This is a genomic window from Paenarthrobacter sp. 10L412, from assembly GCF_056395565.1.
In genome coordinates this window covers 197,990-217,777 of the sequence record NZ_JBFTJT010000009.1, presented here as the reverse complement: position 1 = coordinate 217,777, position 19,788 = coordinate 197,990, and the positions used below count along the sequence as shown (strand labels likewise).

Annotated in this window: 17 protein-coding genes and 1 pseudogene; 9 read left to right on the top strand and 9 right to left on the bottom strand. The window is 61.6% G+C overall.

From position 1 onward, the window contains the following. Window positions 1-40: 40 nt before the first annotated feature. From AC1DD7_RS14585 to AC1DD7_RS14575, 3 genes and pseudogenes are all read right to left on the bottom strand, one after another. Entirely contained in the window at window positions 41-3,511 is a 3,471-nt protein-coding gene (locus AC1DD7_RS14585) for an ATP-binding protein (RefSeq protein ID WP_477515545.1), read from the bottom strand. 485 nt (window positions 3,512-3,996) lie between these two features. Beyond that, window positions 3,997-4,878 (bottom strand): annotated as a pseudogene (locus AC1DD7_RS14580) (DUF4194 domain-containing protein); the annotation flags it as partial. Then, window positions 4,871-6,328, bottom strand: coding sequence for a DUF3375 family protein (locus tag AC1DD7_RS14575; RefSeq protein WP_477515544.1), 1,458 nt, complete (start codon window positions 6,326-6,328; stop codon window positions 4,871-4,873). The gene AC1DD7_RS14575 and the pseudogene AC1DD7_RS14580, both read right to left, overlap by 8 nt. Before the next feature lie 301 nt (window positions 6,329-6,629). Between AC1DD7_RS14575 and AC1DD7_RS14570 the strand changes: the two genes are divergently transcribed. Together AC1DD7_RS14570 and AC1DD7_RS14565 are read left to right on the top strand one after the other, a co-directional pair. Continuing rightward, window positions 6,630-6,932 (top strand): hypothetical protein, encoded by a 303-nt coding sequence (locus AC1DD7_RS14570; protein WP_431116953.1) that lies wholly within the window; start codon window positions 6,630-6,632, stop codon window positions 6,930-6,932. Window positions 6,933-6,995: 63 nt separating this feature from the next. Beyond that, window positions 6,996-8,960, top strand: a complete 1,965-nt coding sequence (locus tag AC1DD7_RS14565) for an acyl-CoA dehydrogenase family protein (RefSeq protein WP_477515543.1) — start codon at window positions 6,996-6,998, stop codon at window positions 8,958-8,960. A gap of 4 nt (window positions 8,961-8,964) precedes the next feature. Here the strand turns inward: AC1DD7_RS14565 and AC1DD7_RS14560 are convergent, their stop codons facing one another. Next, window positions 8,965-9,369 (bottom strand): YchJ family protein, encoded by a 405-nt coding sequence (locus AC1DD7_RS14560; protein WP_477515542.1) that lies wholly within the window; start codon window positions 9,367-9,369, stop codon window positions 8,965-8,967. 187 nt (window positions 9,370-9,556) lie between these two features. Here AC1DD7_RS14560 and AC1DD7_RS14555 point away from each other — a divergent pair, with 187 nt between their 5' ends. After that, on the top strand, window positions 9,557-10,444 hold the full coding sequence (locus tag AC1DD7_RS14555) for a hypothetical protein (protein ID WP_477515541.1): 888 nt from the start codon (window positions 9,557-9,559) through the stop codon (window positions 10,442-10,444). Here the strand turns inward: AC1DD7_RS14555 and AC1DD7_RS14550 are convergent. Continuing rightward, window positions 10,441-10,932: a flavin reductase family protein gene (locus AC1DD7_RS14550; RefSeq protein WP_477515540.1), complete on the bottom strand. Its 492-nt coding sequence runs from the start codon at window positions 10,930-10,932 to the stop codon at window positions 10,441-10,443. The two genes, AC1DD7_RS14555 and AC1DD7_RS14550, sit on opposite strands and share 4 nt — an antisense overlap. A gap of 247 nt (window positions 10,933-11,179) precedes the next feature. Between AC1DD7_RS14550 and AC1DD7_RS14545 the strand changes: the two genes are divergently transcribed. From AC1DD7_RS14545 to AC1DD7_RS14520, 6 genes are all read left to right on the top strand, one after another. Continuing rightward, a complete protein-coding gene (locus AC1DD7_RS14545) occupies window positions 11,180-12,214 on the top strand; it encodes an aldo/keto reductase (protein ID WP_477515539.1) in 1,035 nt (344 codons plus the stop codon). A 162-nt stretch (window positions 12,215-12,376) separates the two neighbouring features. Beyond that, window positions 12,377-13,480: a sulfite oxidase gene (locus AC1DD7_RS14540; RefSeq protein ID WP_477515538.1), complete on the top strand. Its 1,104-nt coding sequence runs from the start codon at window positions 12,377-12,379 to the stop codon at window positions 13,478-13,480. 161 nt (window positions 13,481-13,641) lie between these two features. Further along, window positions 13,642-14,019 (top strand): RNA-binding S4 domain-containing protein, encoded by a 378-nt coding sequence (locus AC1DD7_RS14535; protein WP_477515537.1) that lies wholly within the window; start codon window positions 13,642-13,644, stop codon window positions 14,017-14,019. Window positions 14,020-14,439: 420 nt separating this feature from the next. After that, complete coding sequence (locus tag AC1DD7_RS14530) at window positions 14,440-14,634, top strand: hypothetical protein (protein ID WP_477515536.1); 195 nt, start codon at window positions 14,440-14,442, stop codon at window positions 14,632-14,634. 123 nt (window positions 14,635-14,757) lie between these two features. Next, window positions 14,758-15,429, top strand: coding sequence for a DUF6318 family protein (locus AC1DD7_RS14525; RefSeq protein WP_477515535.1), 672 nt, complete (start codon window positions 14,758-14,760; stop codon window positions 15,427-15,429). Window positions 15,430-15,472: 43 nt separating this feature from the next. Next, window positions 15,473-16,369 carry a hypothetical protein gene (locus AC1DD7_RS14520; RefSeq protein ID WP_477515534.1) on the top strand — a complete coding sequence of 299 codons (897 nt, stop codon included), beginning with the start codon at window positions 15,473-15,475 and terminating at the stop codon, window positions 16,367-16,369. On the opposite strand, the gene AC1DD7_RS14515 is transcribed toward AC1DD7_RS14520, so the two are convergent. The 4 genes from AC1DD7_RS14515 to AC1DD7_RS14500 all read right to left on the bottom strand — a co-directional run bounded on the left by AC1DD7_RS14515 (window position 16,366) and on the right by AC1DD7_RS14500 (window position 19,639). Then, the gene (locus AC1DD7_RS14515) at window positions 16,366-17,358 is read right to left on the bottom strand and encodes a Fic family protein (RefSeq protein ID WP_477515533.1); all 993 of its coding nucleotides are present in this window, start codon (window positions 17,356-17,358) and stop codon (window positions 16,366-16,368) included. The two genes, AC1DD7_RS14520 and AC1DD7_RS14515, sit on opposite strands and share 4 nt — an antisense overlap. 565 nt (window positions 17,359-17,923) lie before the next feature. Further along, complete coding sequence (locus AC1DD7_RS14510; protein ID WP_477515532.1) at window positions 17,924-18,385, bottom strand: DUF3817 domain-containing protein; 462 nt, start codon at window positions 18,383-18,385, stop codon at window positions 17,924-17,926. A gap of 60 nt (window positions 18,386-18,445) precedes the next feature. Then, window positions 18,446-19,054 (bottom strand): hypothetical protein, encoded by a 609-nt coding sequence (locus AC1DD7_RS14505; RefSeq protein WP_477515531.1) that lies wholly within the window; start codon window positions 19,052-19,054, stop codon window positions 18,446-18,448. 78 nt (window positions 19,055-19,132) lie between these two features. Continuing rightward, complete coding sequence (locus AC1DD7_RS14500) at window positions 19,133-19,639, bottom strand: hypothetical protein (protein ID WP_477515562.1); 507 nt, start codon at window positions 19,637-19,639, stop codon at window positions 19,133-19,135. Window positions 19,640-19,788 lie beyond the last annotated feature (149 nt).

Below are 19,788 nucleotides of genomic sequence, written 5' to 3'. Positions count from 1 at the left end.
TAAGGTCTCCACCATGGGCCATATGTGACCCCGCGTTGCTTTATCGCAGGACGATGTCTACGGGGTTGGCTTCGGACCGCCACGCGCCAGGCTCGCCAGCGCCTGCAATGACGGGAGCCGTCAGCACGCCGGACCGGTTGGTCCGCTTATCGCGGAGGATTTCCGTGACCGAGCCAAGGTGCCGGGACAGATCGATCACGTTTTCCGGCGCGGCCAGCAACAACTGGAAGCCGAATTCGTGAAGCGCCTTGATTCCGGCCCCGGCGAATTCCTCGGAGGCCAGCACAAACGCTTCGTCCATCATCACGGTGCCGTAAGTGGTGAAGCCCTGCTCGGCGATGCCCAGCTGATAGCTCAGGGCCGCGGCCATGATGAACGCCGTGAAGCGCTGGCGTTCACCGCCGGACATGGAACCGGTATCGGCATGCATGAAGACCTCGGTCTTCTTCTTGCCGGCCTTGCCGGTTTTCGCCGACTTGGCTGCCACCTCCCTGTGCTCCTTGCACTGGATAAACAGGTGGCCGCGGACGTCCAGGACCTCGGCGCGCCAGCGGCGGTCCTCAGGGGTTTGGGAACCGAGACGCTTCACCAGGGTCTCCAGGGACTTGTAGCGGGCGGTGAGCTCGGCGTCGTCGTCGGCCTCTGTTCCGGCAGCGGCAGATGCGCTGCGGGAGGGCCGCGTGTGCTTGGCCTTCAGCGCGTTCTGGATAGCATCCTTGAACTGCTTGGCCGTAGCCGGAAGCGTCTGCTTGATGTCCAGTTCCAGATAGCTGCCCTCGTGGAAATTGACCTCGGACAGGATTCCGTTGAGGGGCAGGATCCGGCTGGTGATACTCCGGCGCTCCTCATCCAGCAGGTGCAGGAGCGTACTGAACGATTCGTGCGTGCGCTGGTTGAAGAACAGTCGGAACTCCGCCTCCTGGGCGGGTAAGCCATCGCTCACGATCGCGTGATATCGCGATTCGAAGTCCCCGGCAGCCCCGATGGACGTGCCATAGTCAGCACTGATGGCGCTGCCCCAATCGCGCACGAAAGCCTCAAATATTCGCGTCAGACGCTCTGCCGTAGCCTGACTGCGTGATTCGGCGGCGTGCAGCTCGTCGAGCAGCTTGTTGCGGACGCTGTTGGCCAGGTTGTCCAGTTCGTAAAGTTCGGATACCTCGCCGACGCCGGCAAAGTACGGTTCCAGCGCGGCTACGGTAGAGCTCGACGGCGGTGCTTGCTCAAGCTTCAACCTCGCGGCATCAAGCAGGCCGTCAGCCGAGATCATCTTTTGGTCGAGCGCTTTGTATTCGCTCTGCAGCACGGCCGCCGCACCTGTGGAGGACTGGTGCTTTTCCCGTACGGCCTCGATGTTCGCCCGCAACGGTTCAAGGTCCGCCTGGGCAGCCAGGGCATCGGCCAGACGCTGCTCAATCCGTGCGAGCTCGTCCGCCGCAACCGCTGCGGAGACCTGTTCCCATGGACGCTCATCCTCGGCCACCCGGCGAAGGGCTTCCAATTGCCGGGCCATGCCTTGGTGGGAATCCTCACGGCTTTGCGCCAATTCCGCAGCTTTGGCCAACTCGTTTTCCAGCTCGCCCACCCGGGCCGCCACCAATTCAAGCTTGGACGCATTGTCGAAGCCGAGGACGTAATCCTGCCGGCTCGTGAAACGGTCGTCCTTTTCCACGGTGTGCCGGTTGCGTTTGACCACGCCACCGAGGCTGAGGCCCTTGTTCATCGAGGCAAGCTCGCCCGGGTCCTCCACGCACGGGTACGCGAAGTCCAAGGCGATCCGTTCGCGGATCCATGCCCCGGCGTCGGCGTTGGCGCCCGAGGTGAGGATGCTCAACTTAGTCAAGAGGTCGCCGTCGGACACGTCCTCCACAGCCAGCGCGCCACCGGCAACGGGCTTGGACACATCCACTGCGCGCAGTGCGCCCCGGACCGTGTTGTCGTTCAAGTACCGCGTAACCGCAGCGAAATGCTCTCCCGGAACCAACAGCGTGGTGGCGAGGTTGCGGAGCGCGCGCTCTGCGGCCGGACGCCACTGATCCTGGCCCTCGGCGAGGTCAATCAACTCGCCGCCGAACGGCATCCGCTCCTCGGGAATGCCGGTTGCGGCTGCGATCGCGGCTCGGTTCTCAATGCTCGACGGCGGCAGCAAAGACTTGCGCGACCGCAACGACAGCAGCTCCTGCTCAGCCGCAGCCAGCTCGCGTTTCTTGGTCGCGTGACCGTCGAAGGCCTCGAAACGGAGCTCCTTCAAAGCCTCCGAATCGTCCTTCAACTCCGCCGAACGCGTGGCAGCCTGCTCATGGGCTTGGTCCCAGCCCTCGGCCGACCACTCAAGGTTCAGTCCCGCATCGGCCAGCGCCTTCCGGGCAGATTCCTCCACCTGTTGACGCAACTTCAGACCTACACGGGCGTTCTCCAACGACTGCTCGATAGCCGAAATCGCGTTACCGCCGCGGTTGTTGTAGTCCAGCTCCAGCTCACGGAGCTCCTTGGCCAAAGCATCCCGGACCGTGCGCTCGGCAGCGAGTTCCTGCGCCTTGGACTGTGCCAACTCCTTGAAACGCGCCAAGGTCTTGGCGTGGACAGTGACCGCAAGCTGCTGCTTGTACGCCTCAAATTCCTCGCCAGCCAACTCACGAAGCCTGTTCGCATCCAACAACGCCTGCGCATAGTCCTTGTTCAGCCCCGGAACCGGCGCCAGCTGGTCGCGCTGCTGCCGGACATCTTCCAACCGTTGCCGGATGGACATCAGGTTGCTGAATTCCTCCACCACATCATCAGCCGCTGCCAACGTAGCCGGAGCATCAAGTACCTGGTCACGGAAGAACGTATTAACGCTGCCGCCCAAGCCCTTGCCTGCCTGGATCACACGCAGCAGGGGAAGTGCCTGGTCAGAGTTGATGCCGAGGAGCCTTCGGAACCGCTCCGCAAACGCCTTGTGAACGTCGAAGACCTGGCCGTCAGGGAAGATCCCCTCCAACGCACCCTTGGTAAACCTCTTCTGGGCAATCCCCTCGATCGCTTCCAAGTCCAGCGGCTTGTTGTCAATCACATAAAAACGCCCGACGCTGGACTCCGTGCCATTCTTCGGCAAATCAAACAGCGCAGAGACCGTCACCTTCGTGCCAGCCGCATTATCAAACGTCAGCGCGACGGCCGACCACGTGGCACCAGGGCGCTGGAAGGCACTGGCCGACCCATCGCCAACAGCCTTATCACCAACCTTGCCGCGCATATAAGTAAATGTGGTCCTCTTGTCCTCCACAGCGCCCCCGGAACGCTGCGCAGCAGCCTCGTTGGACCGCGGGCGGGCATCAAATACCCGGAGCATGGCATCAAACAGCGTCGACTTGCCGACGCCCGAATTGCCGGTCAGAAGAGTGCCGTTACGATCCACGTGCATCGTATGGGCCCCATGGAACGTGCCCCAGTTGACCACCTGCACCAGTGCCAGACGCATTTGGCCGGGGTTCGTCAGCTCGCCGAGTGGGAGCATGCTTGCGATCGTCACTTCTGGGTCCCTTCAGCGTTGGTCGCGTCCGCGGCGGTACTGCTGTCCACGGCGGTACCGGACACATGCTCGGCATGCTCGCTCGTGCCTCGCTTAGACGCATGCTGCCGCATGTCTCCGGGATCGCCGCTCGTGCCGTACCCGACTTGACCCGCATCAACGATTCCGCTCGAAGCACGCTCAACAGCCGCGCTCACGTCAGATCCTATGGCTGGATCGTCGAGCTCGCCGGCTTGATTGACCCCGGCACCATCTTCATTTTCGTGGTCAGCGATGGCGGCTGACGGCGCTGGATCGTGGACTCCTGGTTCCACGCCGGTGACGTGCACGCTCAAGGTAGACGACGCCGATGCCGCCCCGGGAGTGGCATCTAAGGCACTGGCCGAGGGACCCGACGCGAGCTTGCGAGTGTTGGGAAGGCCACTGCCGCTGACGGAGCCGGGCGGCTCGCTGCTTACAGCAGAGTCGTCCGGCGAAGGGGCGGGGGCGGCATCGGCGTCGTCGTCCCCGTTAGCAGAATCGTCCTCCCCATCAGCGTCGTCCTCGGTTGAGGTGTCTGACGAATCCACGTCCAGCAGCGGCTCTGTTCCTGATTCGTCGGCGGCTACCGCTATGAGGGCCTCTATTTGGGCTGGGATGTCGCCGATGTTTTCGAAGGGGAGGGCCAGTGGGAGGGCGTTGCTGATGGTGTACGTGTCGTCCAAGGGGGTGGGGAGGAGTAGTTGGCGGGCCAGGAGTTTGGTGATGGTGCGGGTGACGACGTCGGAGTCCCGGAGTGCATCCTGCTGGCCTGCGGGCGTGTAGTTGGCGACGAGGTCCGAGATCTCTTCGCGGGTGATGGTGGGGTCCGTCTGGGCTGTGACGTGACGGTCCAGGAGGAGGCGCAGGCGGAGCAGGACGATGGTTTCCACGCGGCTCAGTGCACGCTGTTGCCGCAGGATGCTTGATCGTGAGCTGGCACCGATGATTTCCGGGTCGACGGGGCGGAGGACGGCGATCTTGCGGTCGTGATCCAGCTGGAGAGTGAGGAACAGTTCGGAGAGGCGGCTGCGGAGGATGAGTTGGTTGTCCAGGAGTGTGGTCCAGAGCTTCTCGTCGCGGCCGCCGTCGATGTAGGGGCCTTTCAGCAGTTTGACCAGCGCGTGACGGACCTTCATCGGCAGCACGCCTGTGTCGCCCGGGAAGAGGGCGGCACCGTCAACGAACGTGTCCCGCGGGGTGACCCGGAACGGGTCACCGTGGGTGGCGTGAGATGCCGTTTCAGTCGGGACTTCAGCCTCCTCAACGGTGGCATGCTCAGCGGTGGCGTGCTCGTCGGTGACGTGCCCCTCCTCTGTGACGTCCGTCGTCGTGATTTCCTCAGTCATCAGAATCCTCATTCAGCGAGACAACGGGCAAGTACGCAGTGCGGATACTGCCGTCGATTTGTTCGAAATCGATGTGTTCCCAGGCGGCCCGGTCGAAGGCCGCACCACCATGCAGCGCCATGGACAACAGGGTTCGGACAGTGTTGATGTGTCGTTCCTCGGCTGGCAGGTTTTCCCACGCCTCGCCCAACGTAGTGGCGCCGGCCATCGCGGCCCGCACAGCAGCAGGCTTGGCCTTGCCGGTGCGGGCAGACCGAACCCGGTCCGAATCGCTGAAGGCGATGGGGTCCGCCAGGCGGGGTGGGGTCGCGAATTCGTCGGGGTCGAAGAGCTTGACCATGGCCAACGACTCGAACCCTGCGTTGTACAGAACGGGGCCGCGAACCAGACTGGGCCGGTCCCGCTCGTAGGGCATGGACCTGATGGCTTGCTCTGCCTCAGCTAAGACCTTGCGCAGGCTGACCGACTGGCGGACGTCGTCGCTCTGGATATAGGTGTTCAGGCTCTCGGAGAGCTTGCCGTAGATTCTCTGGATCTGGCTGTGTTGGGTACGCAGTTCGGCCACGAGGTTCTTCAGCGTTTCGCGGTCCTCGTGCGAAAGATCGTCCGCGAACTGCCGGCTCAGGACCTCGCCGATCGCGGAGCGGAAACGCAACTGCTGCTGAGGGTCCTCCAGGAAGGCTGTGAAGGAGCGGAAGGTTCGGCCCTCGGGACTTTGCCGCAGGCGTTTGTCGGCCTCCAGAACCTGGGCCATGGTTGCGCCCTTGCTGAGTGACTCCTCGATGATCTGGTTGCGGAGTTCGCCCACCAACTCCTCGATGCGGTCACGCATTTTCTTGTAATCAGCGGGAAGGCTGGCTGCGAGGTCAAGGATGTTGCCTGCGGCCTCAACAGCTTCTTCGTCGTCCAGGAGGCCGTCGAACTCGCCAGAGCTGATGTCCTCGACGAGTTGCTGGCGCTCCTGGATTTCTTCCTCCAGCGCCTCCAAACGTGCGCTTTGGTCCGGATTGGTTTCATTGGCGAGCTTCTCCACATCGCCAAGCAGCGTGCCCAGACGGGAACCGTTAAGCGTGGAACGATCGCTTGAGAGGCTGTCCAGGAATGCGAGCACGCGGGCCGCTGCTTCGGTGACTTCGTAGACGATCTGACCGGACTGGTTGCGGCGTGTCAGGAACTGCTTGCGCGTCCATTCGTCACCGAAGGCCTTGCCGTTCTGCTGGCCGCCCAGCCCTGGTTCCTGGCGGCGAAGCTGCTCAAGGAAGGCGTCGACGTCGGCATGGAACTCTTCCAGCGGAAGCTGCGGCCGGGTGCGGGTGAAGGAAGCCTGCAGCACCGCGATCACCCAAGGGGCCGAACGTGTGAGGGCCCAGGCTGGACCTTTGGTTAGTTGCTCGAGGTCGCGAAGCCGGGCACTGATGGCGTCGGCGGAGGACATGGCTGAACGGGACAACTACTCTCCTTCAGCTGCTGCGAAACCTGGCTGGCAGCGGAAACTGCCCCGTACAAGGTTAACGCAGAGCATCACCGCCGCGTCGGGCGGTACTGAAAGGGCCGCCGTCGAGCCTTCCAAGCACGATCAGAAGGCTGGCCCCGCAACCATTCCGTAACCTACCGCCCGGTTCGGTTTCGATCACATATCGACACGCCCACGACGCGATTCTGTGCTGGCCGAAAACTACGCCCAGCCCTAGTGTCGGATCATCGACGCAGCCACGCCGCGTCTACCCACGCAGTGTCGCATAGGGGGAACCATGGATTTCGACTTTACCGCTCTGGAAACAGCCACCTACGTATTCATTGGAACGCTGGCCTTCGCCGCCATTTTGGTGGCGTTCATCGCGGCAGCGGCCATAGCAACTATCGTTCTCATCGGCGCCATGGGAATGGCCTGGTACACGGTCAAGGCAGTGCTGGGCGGCTTGGTGCATGGCATCAATTTTGCGTGGGACAGCTTGGTCCACCATGCAGGAAACGTCGAAATCCCGGCCGAATTCCAGCCCCAGGTTTCCCCTAGCACCGGTAGCTACTCGCGGGTAGCATTGAGGGACAGCTGAAGGGTTCCCCACCCGAGGCGGACCCTGGCTCCATCCGGCACAACCGGCTAGAGGAGTTATCCCATGACGTCCGCTACTGACAACAGTCTCACCGCCGCAAGCGTCAACGCCACAGCAGAAGAAGCCCGCGCCGTCGCCGAGGCCGCCCGCGAAACTGAATGGAACCGGCCCAGCTTTGCCAAAGGCCTGTACTTGGGTAGCTTCGACCTCAGCCTGATCCACCCATGGCCACAAGCCAAAACGGAGGACGTGGAGCGCGGCGAAGAGTTCATGGCCAAGCTTGAAGCGTTCTGCAGGTCCATGTCCGGACGGGTGATCGAACGCGACGCGAAGATCCCGGACGAGTACCTTGCAGGCCTCGCGGACCTTGGCGTTTTCGGCATGAAAATTCCCCGCGAGTACGGCGGCCTGGGACTGTCCTTGGTCTACTATGGCCGCGCACTGGCTCTGGTTGGATCCGTTCATCCGAGCCTTGGCGCACTGATTTCGGCGCATCAATCCATCGGCGTTCCTGAGCCCGTTAAGGAATTCGGCACGCCGGAGCAAAAGCAGGAATACCTTCCCCGCTGCGCTGCCGGCGCCATTACGGCCTTCCTCCTGACAGAGCCCGACGTCGGCAGCGACCCCGCCAGGATGGGCGCCACTGCCGTACTCTCGGACGACGGCCGGTCTTACCTTTTGGACGGCGTGAAACTCTGGACCACCAACGGGGTGATCGCCGAGCTCGTGGTTGTTATGGCCAGGGTTCCTGCCCACACCGACGCCGACGGCACCACGCACAAGGGCGGCATCTCCGCGTTCGTCGTGGAGATGGACTCCCCGGGCATCACAGTGGAAAACCGGAACAGCTTTATGGGCCTGCGCGGCATCGAGAATGGTGTGACCCGTTTCCACCAAGTGCGTGTGCCGGTGGAGAACCGCTTGGGCCGCGAAGGCCAAGGCCTCAAAATCGCCCTCACCACGCTCAATACCGGACGCCTTTCCATCCCTGGCCTGTGCGTTGCCGCAGGGAAATGGAGCCTGAAGATCGCCCGCGAATGGTCCAACGCGCGTACGCAATGGGGCCGCCCGGTGGGCAAGCACGAGGCCGTAGGAAAGAAGATTGCGTTCATCGCCGCCACGACCTTCGCGTTGGAAGCTGTGTTTGAACTGTCAGCCGAGATGGCAGACGCCGGCCAAAAGGACGTGCGCATCGAGGCCGCGCTGGCCAAGCTCTGGTCCACCGAACTGAGCTGCCGGATCGCCGATGAACTGGTTCAGATCCGCGGCGGACGTGGCTTTGAAACCGCCGAATCCCTTAAAGCAAGGGGGGAACGCGCCGTAGCGGCCGAGCAGCTCCTCCGGGATCTCCGCATCAACCGGATCTTCGAGGGTTCCAGCGAGATCATGAAACTCCTCATCGCCCGCGAAGCAGTGGATGCACACCTTGCTGCCGCGGGCGACCTCGCCTCAGCGGATGCCAGCCTGCAGGACAAGGCGAGGGCCGCCGTCGGGGCTTCAGGTTTCTATGCCCGCTGGCTGCCGAAACTCGTTGCCGGAGCAGGCATGGATCCGCGCTCCTACGGCGAGTTCGGACGATTGGGCAAGCACCTGCGGTTTGTTGAAAGGTCCTCGCGCCGGCTCGCCCGGCAGACTTTCTACGGCATGGGGCGCTGGCAAGCGAAGCTGGAACACAAACAAGCGTTCCTTGGCAGGATCGTGGACATCGGCGCCGAACTGTTCGCCATGGCAGCATGCTGCTCCCGGGCCGAAATGCTGCTCCGTGCCCACCCGGAACACGGCGCGGCGGCCTTTGAGCTCGCCGAAGCCTACTGTGAGCAGGGGCGCGTGCGGGTGGACGAATACTTCGATCAGCTGTGGCGAAACACCGACGACGGCGACCACCAGCTTTCGCGCAAGGTCCTGGCTGGGGACTATGCCTGGCTTGAGGCCGGGGTCCTGGACCAGTCCGAAGGAACCGGGCCGTGGATCGCCGATGCTTCCCCGGGCGCCTCAAGCAAGGAGAACCTGCACCGGAAATATCGGTAGCCCGCTACAGGACGTCCCCGTCCACGTAGTACCAGCGCTTGTCCTCGCGTACGAAACGGCTGTGTTCGCGCTGCACTCCGCGTTCGCCGTCGGACCGGTAGTGCGCAGCGAAATCAACGGTCCCCGTGGTGTCCAAGGGCCCGCCGTTTGAGGTGCCCAGGATGTCGAGCCTGCGCCATTGCATGTCCGCGTCCAGCTCCAAGGAAGCCGGGCGAGTAGAGGCGTGCCAGGTACGCAGGAGGTACTCCGGATGGAGGACGACGAACGCCGAATACCGGGACCGCATGAGCTGCTCGGCTGTGGGCGCTTCAGTCTCGCCGCCATGGAAGTGTCCACAACAATCCTCATACTGCTCCCCCGAGAGGCAGGGGCACGCACCGTTGCGGAGTCGGCTGAAATCAGGGGTCACGTTCTCCCAATCCGAGGCTGAAAATGAGAGCTGGACAACATATTTTCCCACGCCATGTAACAGCTTCGAAACAACCCCTGCCAGAGGGTGGTGCGGGGCGTGATTCCGTCGGTGCTGGACCTTAGGCTAGATGTGCAAGCTGGGTGGGCAATGCGCGCATCGCAAAACGACTGCCAGGGGAGGCTACGTGGAGGATCCGACAACACTCGCCATCAACCTGACATATTTGGGCACGGTGGGGATGGCTATCCTCATGTTCCTGGGCCTCGGGTTGGTCATCATCATCACTCTGGTAGTTGCCGGAGTCGGACGGCTTGTGTCAGTGATTCTCCTGGCGATGATCGGCGTCTTCCCCAAGAAGGAAACGGTCGCCATCGTTCATCTGCCTCCTGCTCCGGAACACGTACCCGCTTTGGCGGGTGACGACGTCGATTACTCCAGTCACGCTGTTGAGTCACCTCTTGAAGATCTTGCCTACGTTCCTACCGGTTCCACTGCCGAGGTGGCAGCCCATCCTGTTGTGGCAGAGCCCAAGAAGGATCGCTTTGGCGATGTTCGACGCCGGGTCTCGGATGCCGCTTCTGCCGTCAAGGACGGTGCGTGGAAGGTTAGCCCCAGGAAGGTACCCAAGCCTGCTCAGGTTAAGGAAGTGGTCGAAACACAGACCGCCCACCACCCCTTGCTCGTGGCCGCCAGCAAGGAACCCCCCGTGCTTGCGAAGGACTGGGCCGACGCCGTCGCGGAAGCTGACCGGAGGGCGGCCGAGCGCGCAAAGGCAGAGGAACCACCCGCCATCAAGGTAACGGTCCGCGAGGTGGGCGAGCCAACACCGCCGTCCAGCAATGAGGAACCACCCGCCCCGAAGGCCCCGGACGCGCAGCAGTCTTCGGGCACCGAGGCGTCGCCGGGCAGCGGTCCGAAAAAGTCCGGTCCTGAATCTACAAAATCCAGCCAAGGGAACAGCTCGGCCCAAGGGAACAACTCCAAGAAATCGGGCCCGAACACTTCCAAGAATGGAAAGTCTTCGAGCCCGGTTCGTAAGGGTTCGCTCAGCGGGGTAAGCCGCAACTCCTAAGCGGCGAGCTGCCGGAACGCTGCTCCGTGGTAGATCAGTGGCTTGGATTCGTGGTTGATGGTGGTCGCTTTGACCTCGAGGACAACGATCACGTGATCCCCCGCTGGCGTCTCGGAGACAACCTCGCACTCGAAACCCAGCACCGCGCCGTCGATCAGAACGGCCCCTGAGTCACTGACACTGGTGGACAATCCGGCGAAGCGGTCCCGGGTTTTGGAGGATAGCTGAAGGCAGGCCGCTTCCTGGCCCTCGGCCAGCACGGATACCCCCAGCCTGCTGGCCTGCCGAAGCTTGGGCCACGTTGTGGAGGAGTTCTGCACCGCGAACATCACCAATGGCGGCTCCAATGACACGCCCACCGTGAAGGACGATGCCACCAATGCCTCCGGCGTGAAATCCACCATGGCACTGAAGGCAGCCACTCCGGACGGGAACTGCGCAAATGCAGCCTTGATGGCTGCCGTTTCTTCCACGGTCGTCTGTGTCATTTTTGCTGTCCCCTATCGTGCGTTGCTTGAGTTCCTTTCCCATAATTCACCCGCTTCCGGCAACCGCAATATTTGTTGATTCGAAAGACATTTGTGTTGCCGCATGTCAAGAAATGTCGCGAACTAATGCCCCTTCCATTACCCCGCAAGACGAAAAACGAAGAAGTTCTACCGTTTGCATTTGGGCGTCCTACGGCCGTGTGTAGCCTCGATTGGACATCCCCTTGACCCACCACAGGAAGCCGACATGAGCCTCAACGAGCTACGAACGCTTGGACGCACTGGCGCCCTGATCAGCCCTCTCACCCTGGGTACCTTGAACTTCGGCACCGGCACCGCTCCCACGGGACCTGCGGAGAGCATCCGCATCATCCAGGCTGCGCTCGACGGCGGCATCACCAGCATCGACACCGCCGATATTTACTCGCAGGGCGAGGCGGAAGTCGTGGTGGGCCAGGCAATCCAAGGAAGGCGCGACGACGTATTCCTCGCCACCAAATTCCATGGCCAGATGGGGTCCAACCCAGCGCATGCCGGAAATTCGCGTCGGTGGATTGTCCGGGCTGTGGAGGACAGCTTGACGCGGCTCAACACGGACAGGATCGACCTCTACCAAGCGCACCGTCCCGACTACAACACCGATCTCCTTGAGACCATCACCACCCTGAACGATCTCATCCGGCAGGGCAAGATCCTCTACTACGGCACCTCGGTGTTCAGCCCCGCGCAGCTCGTCGAGGCACAGTGGATCGCGAACACCAACCACCTGACTCCGCCGGTGGTGGACCAGGTTCCCTATTCGCTTTTGGTTCGCGCCAACGAACGCGACGTTTTCCCCATCACCCAGCAGTACGGCGTCGGGGTTTTGAGTTATGGACCGCTCGACGGCGGGTGGCTGGCTGGCGGATACCGCGTTGGCGCGGGCCAGCCCGAAAGCTCGCGTTCGGCCGCTGTGCCCGGCCGGTTCGATGTGAACGCGCCCTTCAACCAAGGCAAGCTGCACGCGGCAGACGCACTCGCACAACTGGCCGCCAGGTACGGACTGACCCTCATCCAGCTTGCTGTTGCTTTTGCCCTGAACCATCCCGCCGTCACGAGCGTGATCATTGGACCGCGGACCGAGGACCATCTCACCGACTACTTGAAGGCCGCCGATGTGGTGCTCAACGACGCGGTTTTGGATGAAATCGATGACATCGTGGCCCCCGCCGTCAACTTCCTTGAGCGGGACGCCGGCACGGTTGCTCCCCATCTGGAGTACCCGGAGCTTCGACGCCGGTAGCTCGCCACCCGTTGTGGGGACCGCTCTGCGGGCTTCTTCGCTCGCAGACAACGCATGCCGGGCCTCGCAATCGCCTATTGACGGCATTGGGTCCCCGCGTGATCCTTGTCCTAAGTGCTGCGGCACGCCCGCAGCGTCAGGTCCAGTAGAACGCCGCCTCCCATGTCCAAACACCATGTCAAGCAAGACGCGGCGAAAGCCGTCATCACGGGACAGCCGACCGAAGGCCCCCTGACCCACGAAGAGTTGCAGCTCTCTGGCCGCAACCATTCAATGCCGCTCGAAGCCCTCCACGACGACATCACGCCAGCGGGGCTGCACTACCTGCTGATTCACTTCGACATCCCGCACGTTTCCGCTGAGGCATGGCGCCTGCGGCTCGGTGGGGCGGTTAATCACAGCTTGGAACTGAGCCTCGAGGGCATCAAGTCGCGGCCCTCTGTCACGATGCCCGTCACCATGGAGTGCGCCGGAAATGGACGCTCGCTCCTGCAGCCTCGCCCCCTCAGCCAGCCCTGGGTGTTGGGAGCTGTAGGCACTGCGGAATGGACTGGAACTCCTTTGGCACCAGTGCTGGAGGAGGCAGGGTTGGCGAGTGACGCCGTCGAACTTGTCTTTACCGGCGCCGACAGCGGTATCCAGGGTGGAGTGGAGGAACCATACGCCCGTAGTCTTTCGATTGCCGAAGCGATGCATCCCGAAGTCATGTTGGTCTACGCCATGAACGGCAACCCGCTACCGATCCAGCACGGTTTCCCGCTGCGGCTGTTGGTGCCCGGCTGGTATGGCATGGCAAGCGTGAAGTGGTTGACCTCCATCGAGGCAGTGACTTCACGTTTCATGGGATTCCAACAGGCCGTGGCGTATCACTACCTTCAGGGACCCGATGGGCCAGGTTTGCCCGTGTCGCACATTCGCGTCCGCTCCCTGATGGTGCCGCCCGGGATTCCTGATTTCTTTACCCGACGCCGGGTAGTGGATTCCGGTCCTGTGATGCTGCACGGCAGGGCGTGGTCCGGTCACGGCGAAGTGGAACGGGTGGAGGTGGGGATCGACGGCGAATGGATGCCGGCCCATCTGGAACCTGCTGTAGGTGACTTTGCTTGGCGATCCTGGACTATGGTGTGGGTCGCGAGCCCGGGCGAGCACGAGTTGCGGTGCCGTGCGATGGACTCCTCGGGTGCGCTGCAGCCGAGTGACCAGGTGTGGAACTACCAGGGCATCGGGAACAACATGGCCCAGCGGGTTGAGGTGACGGTTCGGTAGGCGGTTCTCGGCTCGTGGCCCCCCCGCCCCACCCCGCCGAGATCGCGGGAGAGCTGCGTGATCGCCGTGCAGCTCCGGCGTGCTCGGTGGCTTCCCCTTGTACTCGCACGTTTCCGGCGTTCTCGCGGGTCTTGCCAGGCCCGGTTAGACTCTTCCCAATCATGAGTATCCCGTCATCATCCCCGGCAAACGTCCGCGTCGATGCCTGGTTGTGGGCGATCCGCGCTTACAAGACCCGATCCGCGGCCACCGCTGCCTGCCGCGCCGGCCACATCCGGATCAATGGCAATCCGGTGAAGGCCTCGCAAACCGTGATCATTGGAGACACCATCCGCGTGCGAGAATCCGGCTGGGAACGGATCCTCGAAGTACGGCGGCTGATCGCGAAACGCGTAGGCGCCGAGGCTGCCTCGCATTGCTTCACCGACCACACTCCCCCTCGGCCCGTTGCCCCGAAGCTTGGCCTTCCCCAGCGCGACCGCGGTGCCGGCCGACCAACCAAAAAGGACCGTCGGGACATGGAGAAATTGCGGGGTTAATTGTCCACATACAGCCCCCGATGGCTGTATTGCTGGCTAGCGGCCATTTAGCTTGGTGGAGGTCCCTGCGACAAAAGACCGGGTCCGATAACAGGGCCGAATGGTGGCGACGGGCTGAGTGGGCTTTCGACAGCATCCTTTCCCAAGAACCCCGCCGCGTACAGGTGGGCCTTCAGGTAATGACTGTATTGGCCGAATCAACACCAAGCCGTGAAGAAGTTGAATTTATAACTGTGGCTTGGAGTTATCCACTGGAAGAAGCGGCAGAATCGACAAAGATGGATGGCCTATCGCCACCCGAAGTCCCGCCCAGTTACCCCCACCCGGACCTCGATGTTGAGCTGGACCCCAACCCGAAAACGGGCAACAATGAACCGACGGCAAGCGACACCAGATAAGGGGTTGGCGATGACGGAGCCAATGAGAGCACCAGCACACCACGGCGCAGGGACCGGGGCAACCGACAGAATCGACCGCGGCGCCGCGGCGCGTGACCGCGGCGTGCAAATCGCGGCCGCCCAGCTACGACTGGTCACAGACCGACGCCTCGGAAAAGAAACTCCCGACTGGGTCAGGCAGCTCGCAGCAGAGAGCCCTCGGCGCGGCGTCTCGTAAACTCCGGGCAACAGCTCCACGAACAATAGTTATCCACAAGCGGTCCCCTTCGACGTGAAACCCTCCCTTTCCCCCGCCTAGACTGGCCGACACATCGCCAAACAGTTGCTGGGGGAGCCTGTCATGTCACGCCTTTTTGCCTATTCTTCACATGCCCGCATTCGAGGAGCGGTCTTCGGACTCACAGCCGCGTTGCTTCTCACTGGTTGTCAGGGCGGGCCGCCCGGCGGCTCTCCTTCCGAATCAAGCTCGACGACGGCGCCTACCTCGGGCGCTTCGTCGCCAGGTCCTTCGGGCACCGGCCCTTCCGGGAGTGCCGCTCCTGCCACTGTGTACAAGCCAGCCGATGCGAAGGGCAAAGCACAGAATGTGCCGGTTCCTGTGATGCCGGAGCTGGCGAAGGAGAACTCGGAGGCAGGGCTGGAGGCGTTTATCCGGTACTGGTATGCAATCGGTAACTATGCGGACGAGACAGGCGACATCTCAAACCTCCGTACACTGAGCACTCCAGAATGCCAAGCATGCACTTACTTCCAAAAAGCTTCAACGGATAGCTACAAGAATGGCCGCTGGCTTGTGGGCGGAACGGTGCATATCCCGAGAATTGAGATTGTTTGGGACGCCGCAGGGAACAACCATCAGGCCAGAGTCCAGGTTATTCAGGACGCCATCAACTACTACAACGCGGACGGCACCGAGGGACGCCCTGCAGACGCAGAAACGAATGATGCCTTTGTTGTCGTTGCCACCTTCCAAACGACCTGGAAGGTTGTTGATACAGGTGTCATTCGCTGATTACATACGGCGGTTCGCTCTGGTCCTTGCCCTAGTCGCGGCCATGTCAGTCACTTCACTGCCCGGCAGTGCCGCCCAGAATGAAGACGACTGGGCTACCGCTAACAAATCAGCCGGAACTCTAGACGTTGGGTCACGCTGGGAGTTCGACCCAACCACAGGGACATCGACACCCAGCCTTGGCGGAACTGCGACCCCCACGGCCGAGGACCCCTACCAGTACAAGCCGGATACCCTTTGTCGCGCTGGCGGTGGAGGCTTGGGATGCCAAGGACTCGAATGCCCAGCCACAACGGAGGGTGGCGCAGAAGGAACTCCCGTTGTATGGAAAAAAGCACCAAAGGCGATCACAAATCCTGACTGGACGGAGTATCGGGCGATCACCGGTCCGACGTGTCTGTACGACGTCAAGCCCGAGAACGTCCTTGCCAACATCGCCACCCGGATCCTGAACGACTACCGCCAACTCCCAGTCAACCCAGGCACCCTCGAAGCCCAACCCTTCCCCCACACCCTCAAGGGCGGGCCAACGAACTTCTACACCACCGCCACCGAACAAGCCTTCGACGTCACCATCCTCGGCCAAGCAGTCCACCTGACAGCAACCCCGGCAAGCTTCACCTACAACTTCGGCGACGCCACCACCCTCGGCCCCACCCCGGTAGCCGGCTACGCCATCCCCGAAGCCAGCTGGCTCCTCAACGACACCCGCACCAGCCACATCTACACAGCAACAGGCAACTACCCCGCCACCATCACCGCCAGCTTCATCGGCACGTACTCCGTGAACAACGGCCCACCACTGCCCATCAACGGAACCCTGGACCTCACCACACCACCCAAAACCATCCAGGTCTGGAAAACAGAAAAAGCACTCGTCGCCGACACCTGCCAGGAAAACCCCAAGTCCTGGGGCTGCCCCGACGCTCCAGGACTTTAGAGTGACTCCTGCAGAATGGCAGGTAGGAAGTCCCTTCTGTCCAGTTCCCTCACCAAGAGCGGTGTCAATTCACTGGGCGCTAGGCGAAGCCGGTAGCTTCGCCTTCCGTCACCAATCGGTTCGATGACTCCTCGCTCCAAGAGTCTCCGGATTCCTTGGCTCCGGGATGCCGCAGAACCAGGGAACGCGGGTTGGAGGTCCGCCGCCTTCACCTCAGTCTTCTGGGCAATGATGATGAGAGCATCTGTTTCCGCCTTAGTAAAACGCGCCACTTCCAGCCCGCGCTGGATGGCCGGAATCAATAGAGAGTTCGTTACATACTCTTTGTTCCCCAGCTTTGACAGTCTGGTGAGGTCGTTCAGCAGGCCCTCGAGAACGTATGTAGCCCATCGAATCAATGAATCGGGCAGAAGGGAATCAGCGTCCTCCAGCCGCTCGTAGTAGAGTTCCCGGTTCTCTCCGAACACGGCTGTCGGGTTCAGGGTCCGGTAACCCGCGCTTTCCGAAAAGCCTTGCCTACGCATCGCGGCATAGGTCAAAAGCCTGCCTACACGACCATTTCCGTTTCCGAAGGGATGTATCCAAACGAAGCGATGATGGGCCAAAGCAATCTTCAACAACTCATAGTTCTGGTCCACGTCGGCGTTAATGAAGTCGAGAAGGGCGGTCATGTCACTGTGGACATCTCCCGGGGAAGGAGGACGATGAGCCGAGCCACTAATGTTCACATCCGACACACGGTACATTCCCGGCGTCCTGTCTCCCTCGCGCTCCAATCCTTCGACTGAGATTCTGTGCAGTTCCCTCACAAAGCCATGGGTCAGATTGGTCCCGCGCTCCACGACTGAATCGACGAAAGTGGTTGCCTCCTGCAGCTGCACGATCTCCTGAACATCATCGACTTGCTTGATGTTTTCGCGACCAGCCCGTTGGACCCCTGAGACGGCATCAACAATTGAAGTCCTGTTCCCTTCGATCCGGGCACTCATGATGCTCGAGAGTAACTGGAACAACTTCCGGAGCTGAGAGTAAAGCTCCGGCGGTGTGGTTCCTTCGCCCAGATCGGCTCGTACTCGCTCAAGCTGAATGATGGACTTAGCCAGGGGAGAGTTGAACGGAAACTCTGGAAACTCGATCGGCTTCACGACTCAGAACTTTCGATAACGGTTTGTAACAATTAATTCCGTACCCAATCCTAGCCCTGTACTGCGGGGGTTTTGCCGCTGGTTCGCGCTGAAACATTTAATGTTGCACTGATCTGGAATTAAGTTCCTGCTTCGAAAGGGCTGCCTTTCACTGTCCTGTCCAGCAACGGTCTCTGGTGGGGAGGAAGGAAGGGCGATCGTTTGGAAGCGAGCGCTCAAATCCATCACGAACCCTGGGCGGCAGGACTGGATTCCGATCGGCGGACCAATGTGCTTCCACGGCCGAGAATCCTAAACGCTTTCAAGAGCAGCGATGGGAAGCATGTCCAATATGCTTCCCTTGCTTGTAAAGCTTGGTCGCCGAAGAGCGGGTGCAAAGAAGGTCAGGAAGCCACAGAGCGAAGCTGGATCAGGAGAACCAGGTATCCGGCGGGCCCATGAACAGGAGGAAGCTGAACACGCCAGCCACGCCCACCAAGACAATCGCAATGGCCAGGATCGGGTTTCCCAGGATCCAAGCCTGCCCTTTCTCCAGCCCGCCTTGAGGTTCCTCTCCCCCAGGGGCAAAGCGCCAACCGCCGGCAAGGAGACCCCGACGGTCGAGCGACTTTTCCACGGGAATAGTGACGTACGGGATCACGGCAGAGACGGTGGCAAGCAGACCCGTTCGGGCCGGCCATTTCTGGTTGATCCAAGTGAAAGCGGCTGTTGCTGCATAGCAAAGGAAGACAAAGCCATGAATGCCTCCGGCTATGCTGACGCCTACCTCCGTGGTGTGGGTGACGTACTTAAGGAACAGCCCAATCAGCAGCAGCGTCCACGTCACAGCTTCGGCAAAAGCAACGGTACGAAACAGGGTGCGGGGCTGCATGGAAGTCCTTGGCTGGGAAACGGGAGTCCCGTCCAATTTACCGTGCCAGGACAAACACGTTCACCCCGGGAGAGGAAGCGAGTCCCTGTGCCGGATCTGCGAATCCCCGAATTCAACGGGCACTGGAGCAATCTCCATGGGCGGCTCATGGCGGGTCCGGGCCTTGCCGACGGCGATATGGGGCAACCAGCGGGGTGACCTGTAGCCAAGGGTAGGTGAGCTCAGGATGAAGTCGTCAATGTTGTCCAGGCCCAGATCATCCAAGAGCACATGGAGCCCCTGAACCAGAAGGGCCTGATAGTCGTGAACCTCTTGAGGAACGTCCACTTCCAGTCCCATAAGGCGGCCACCGCCCAGAGGGATCAGTTTGTCCGACTTTCCCAGGAACCCCTGCAATACAGGCAACTCTGTCAACCAACCCACAAGCTCGGGAAGTACATTCTCTGCCCGGGACATTCCTTTGGTCCAGGCTTCAATGTCCTGGACCAAATCATCGAGGATACCCACGTGCAGCAGCGTCATGTGGAGTCCTTGCGGCTTCCGGAGGAAGTCGACGTAGCGGTTGAGTCCCTCGTAGTCGGTTTGCCCGGCGCCTATGCGGAGGACAGGCACCTCGACGGTAATGCGGGATCCATGCGGTTTGCCTCCAGCGGGGTTACTGGCCGTCATGCATGACATTATGCGCCGCTCGCGGCTCCCATGGCAGGCCCCCAACAGAAGCCCAGTGCCGCCGTCGTGCCTAACGCCCTATTTCTTGGAGCGGGCCTGAACCAGATTCGCAAACGGCAAGCGGCCATAGGTGGCAACGAAATCAGCATGGTAGTCAGCCTCGGCTGCATTCACCTCGGAAGGAGGGAGTTCCTTCCACGCGATGATCAGGTCCAGAGCGTCCCGGAGCTGCCAGATGAGCCGGGCGTCCCAGACGACAGTGGGCCGCCCGCGACCGTAATCCATGAACTCCTGGATCTGCTTCCGAAGCCCCCGATTCCCCTGGCTTCCGGCGCTGGCTTTGCCCAGGTACAACAGGGAAGCGTCGGAAACCCACTCCGCCTCCAGAGCTTCCCGCTTGAGGGACGGGTCCTTTTTCTTGAAGGTGCCCGCGGTGCTCTGGTTGAGGAAGACGGGCTCGAAACCAGCGGGGCAAAGCAGGGCAAAAACCCCGGGACCCTGAGGGACGCGCATGACGTCGAGTTCGTCCAGGGCTCGGAAGCCTGTGAAACCTTCAACGGTGAGGGACTTTTTGGTAAAGAGCATGGTCCATTGTGTCAACCGCTCGTTTGCGGTGCCTGCGCGCTTGCCTTCCAAGTCGCCGTACGGCGACATTTTCGAAAGTTGCCGTACGGCGACAGCAGTTCCGAAATCGTAACGGTGAGCTAAGCCCCGCCCACCACCAAACCCTGAAG

Excerpts from the sequence above, each read along its gene's own strand:
- AC1DD7_RS14515 (WP_477515533.1), bottom strand. The coding sequence starts at position 17,358 with ATGAGTGCCCGGATCGAAGGGAACAGGACTTCAATTGTTGATGCCGTC.
- AC1DD7_RS14570 (WP_431116953.1), top strand. The coding sequence starts at position 6,630 with ATGGATTTCGACTTTACCGCTCTGGAAACAGCCACCTACGTATTCATT.
- AC1DD7_RS14510 (WP_477515532.1), bottom strand. The coding sequence starts at position 18,385 with ATGCAGCCCCGCACCCTGTTTCGTACCGTTGCTTTTGCCGAAGCTGTG.
- AC1DD7_RS14545 (WP_477515539.1), top strand. The coding sequence starts at position 11,180 with ATGAGCCTCAACGAGCTACGAACGCTTGGACGCACTGGCGCCCTGATC.
- AC1DD7_RS14525 (WP_477515535.1), top strand. The coding sequence starts at position 14,758 with ATGTCACGCCTTTTTGCCTATTCTTCACATGCCCGCATTCGAGGAGCG.
- AC1DD7_RS14530 (WP_477515536.1), top strand. The coding sequence starts at position 14,440 with ATGAGAGCACCAGCACACCACGGCGCAGGGACCGGGGCAACCGACAGA.
- AC1DD7_RS14565 (WP_477515543.1), top strand. The coding sequence starts at position 6,996 with ATGACGTCCGCTACTGACAACAGTCTCACCGCCGCAAGCGTCAACGCC.
- AC1DD7_RS14500 (WP_477515562.1), bottom strand. The coding sequence starts at position 19,639 with ATGCTCTTTACCAAAAAGTCCCTCACCGTTGAAGGTTTCACAGGCTTC.
- AC1DD7_RS14550 (WP_477515540.1), bottom strand. The coding sequence starts at position 10,932 with ATGACACAGACGACCGTGGAAGAAACGGCAGCCATCAAGGCTGCATTT.
- AC1DD7_RS14540 (WP_477515538.1), top strand. The coding sequence starts at position 12,377 with ATGTCCAAACACCATGTCAAGCAAGACGCGGCGAAAGCCGTCATCACG.
- AC1DD7_RS14535 (WP_477515537.1), top strand. The coding sequence starts at position 13,642 with ATGAGTATCCCGTCATCATCCCCGGCAAACGTCCGCGTCGATGCCTGG.
- AC1DD7_RS14520 (WP_477515534.1), top strand. The coding sequence starts at position 15,473 with ATGTCAGTCACTTCACTGCCCGGCAGTGCCGCCCAGAATGAAGACGAC.
- AC1DD7_RS14505 (WP_477515531.1), bottom strand. The coding sequence starts at position 19,054 with ATGACGGCCAGTAACCCCGCTGGAGGCAAACCGCATGGATCCCGCATT.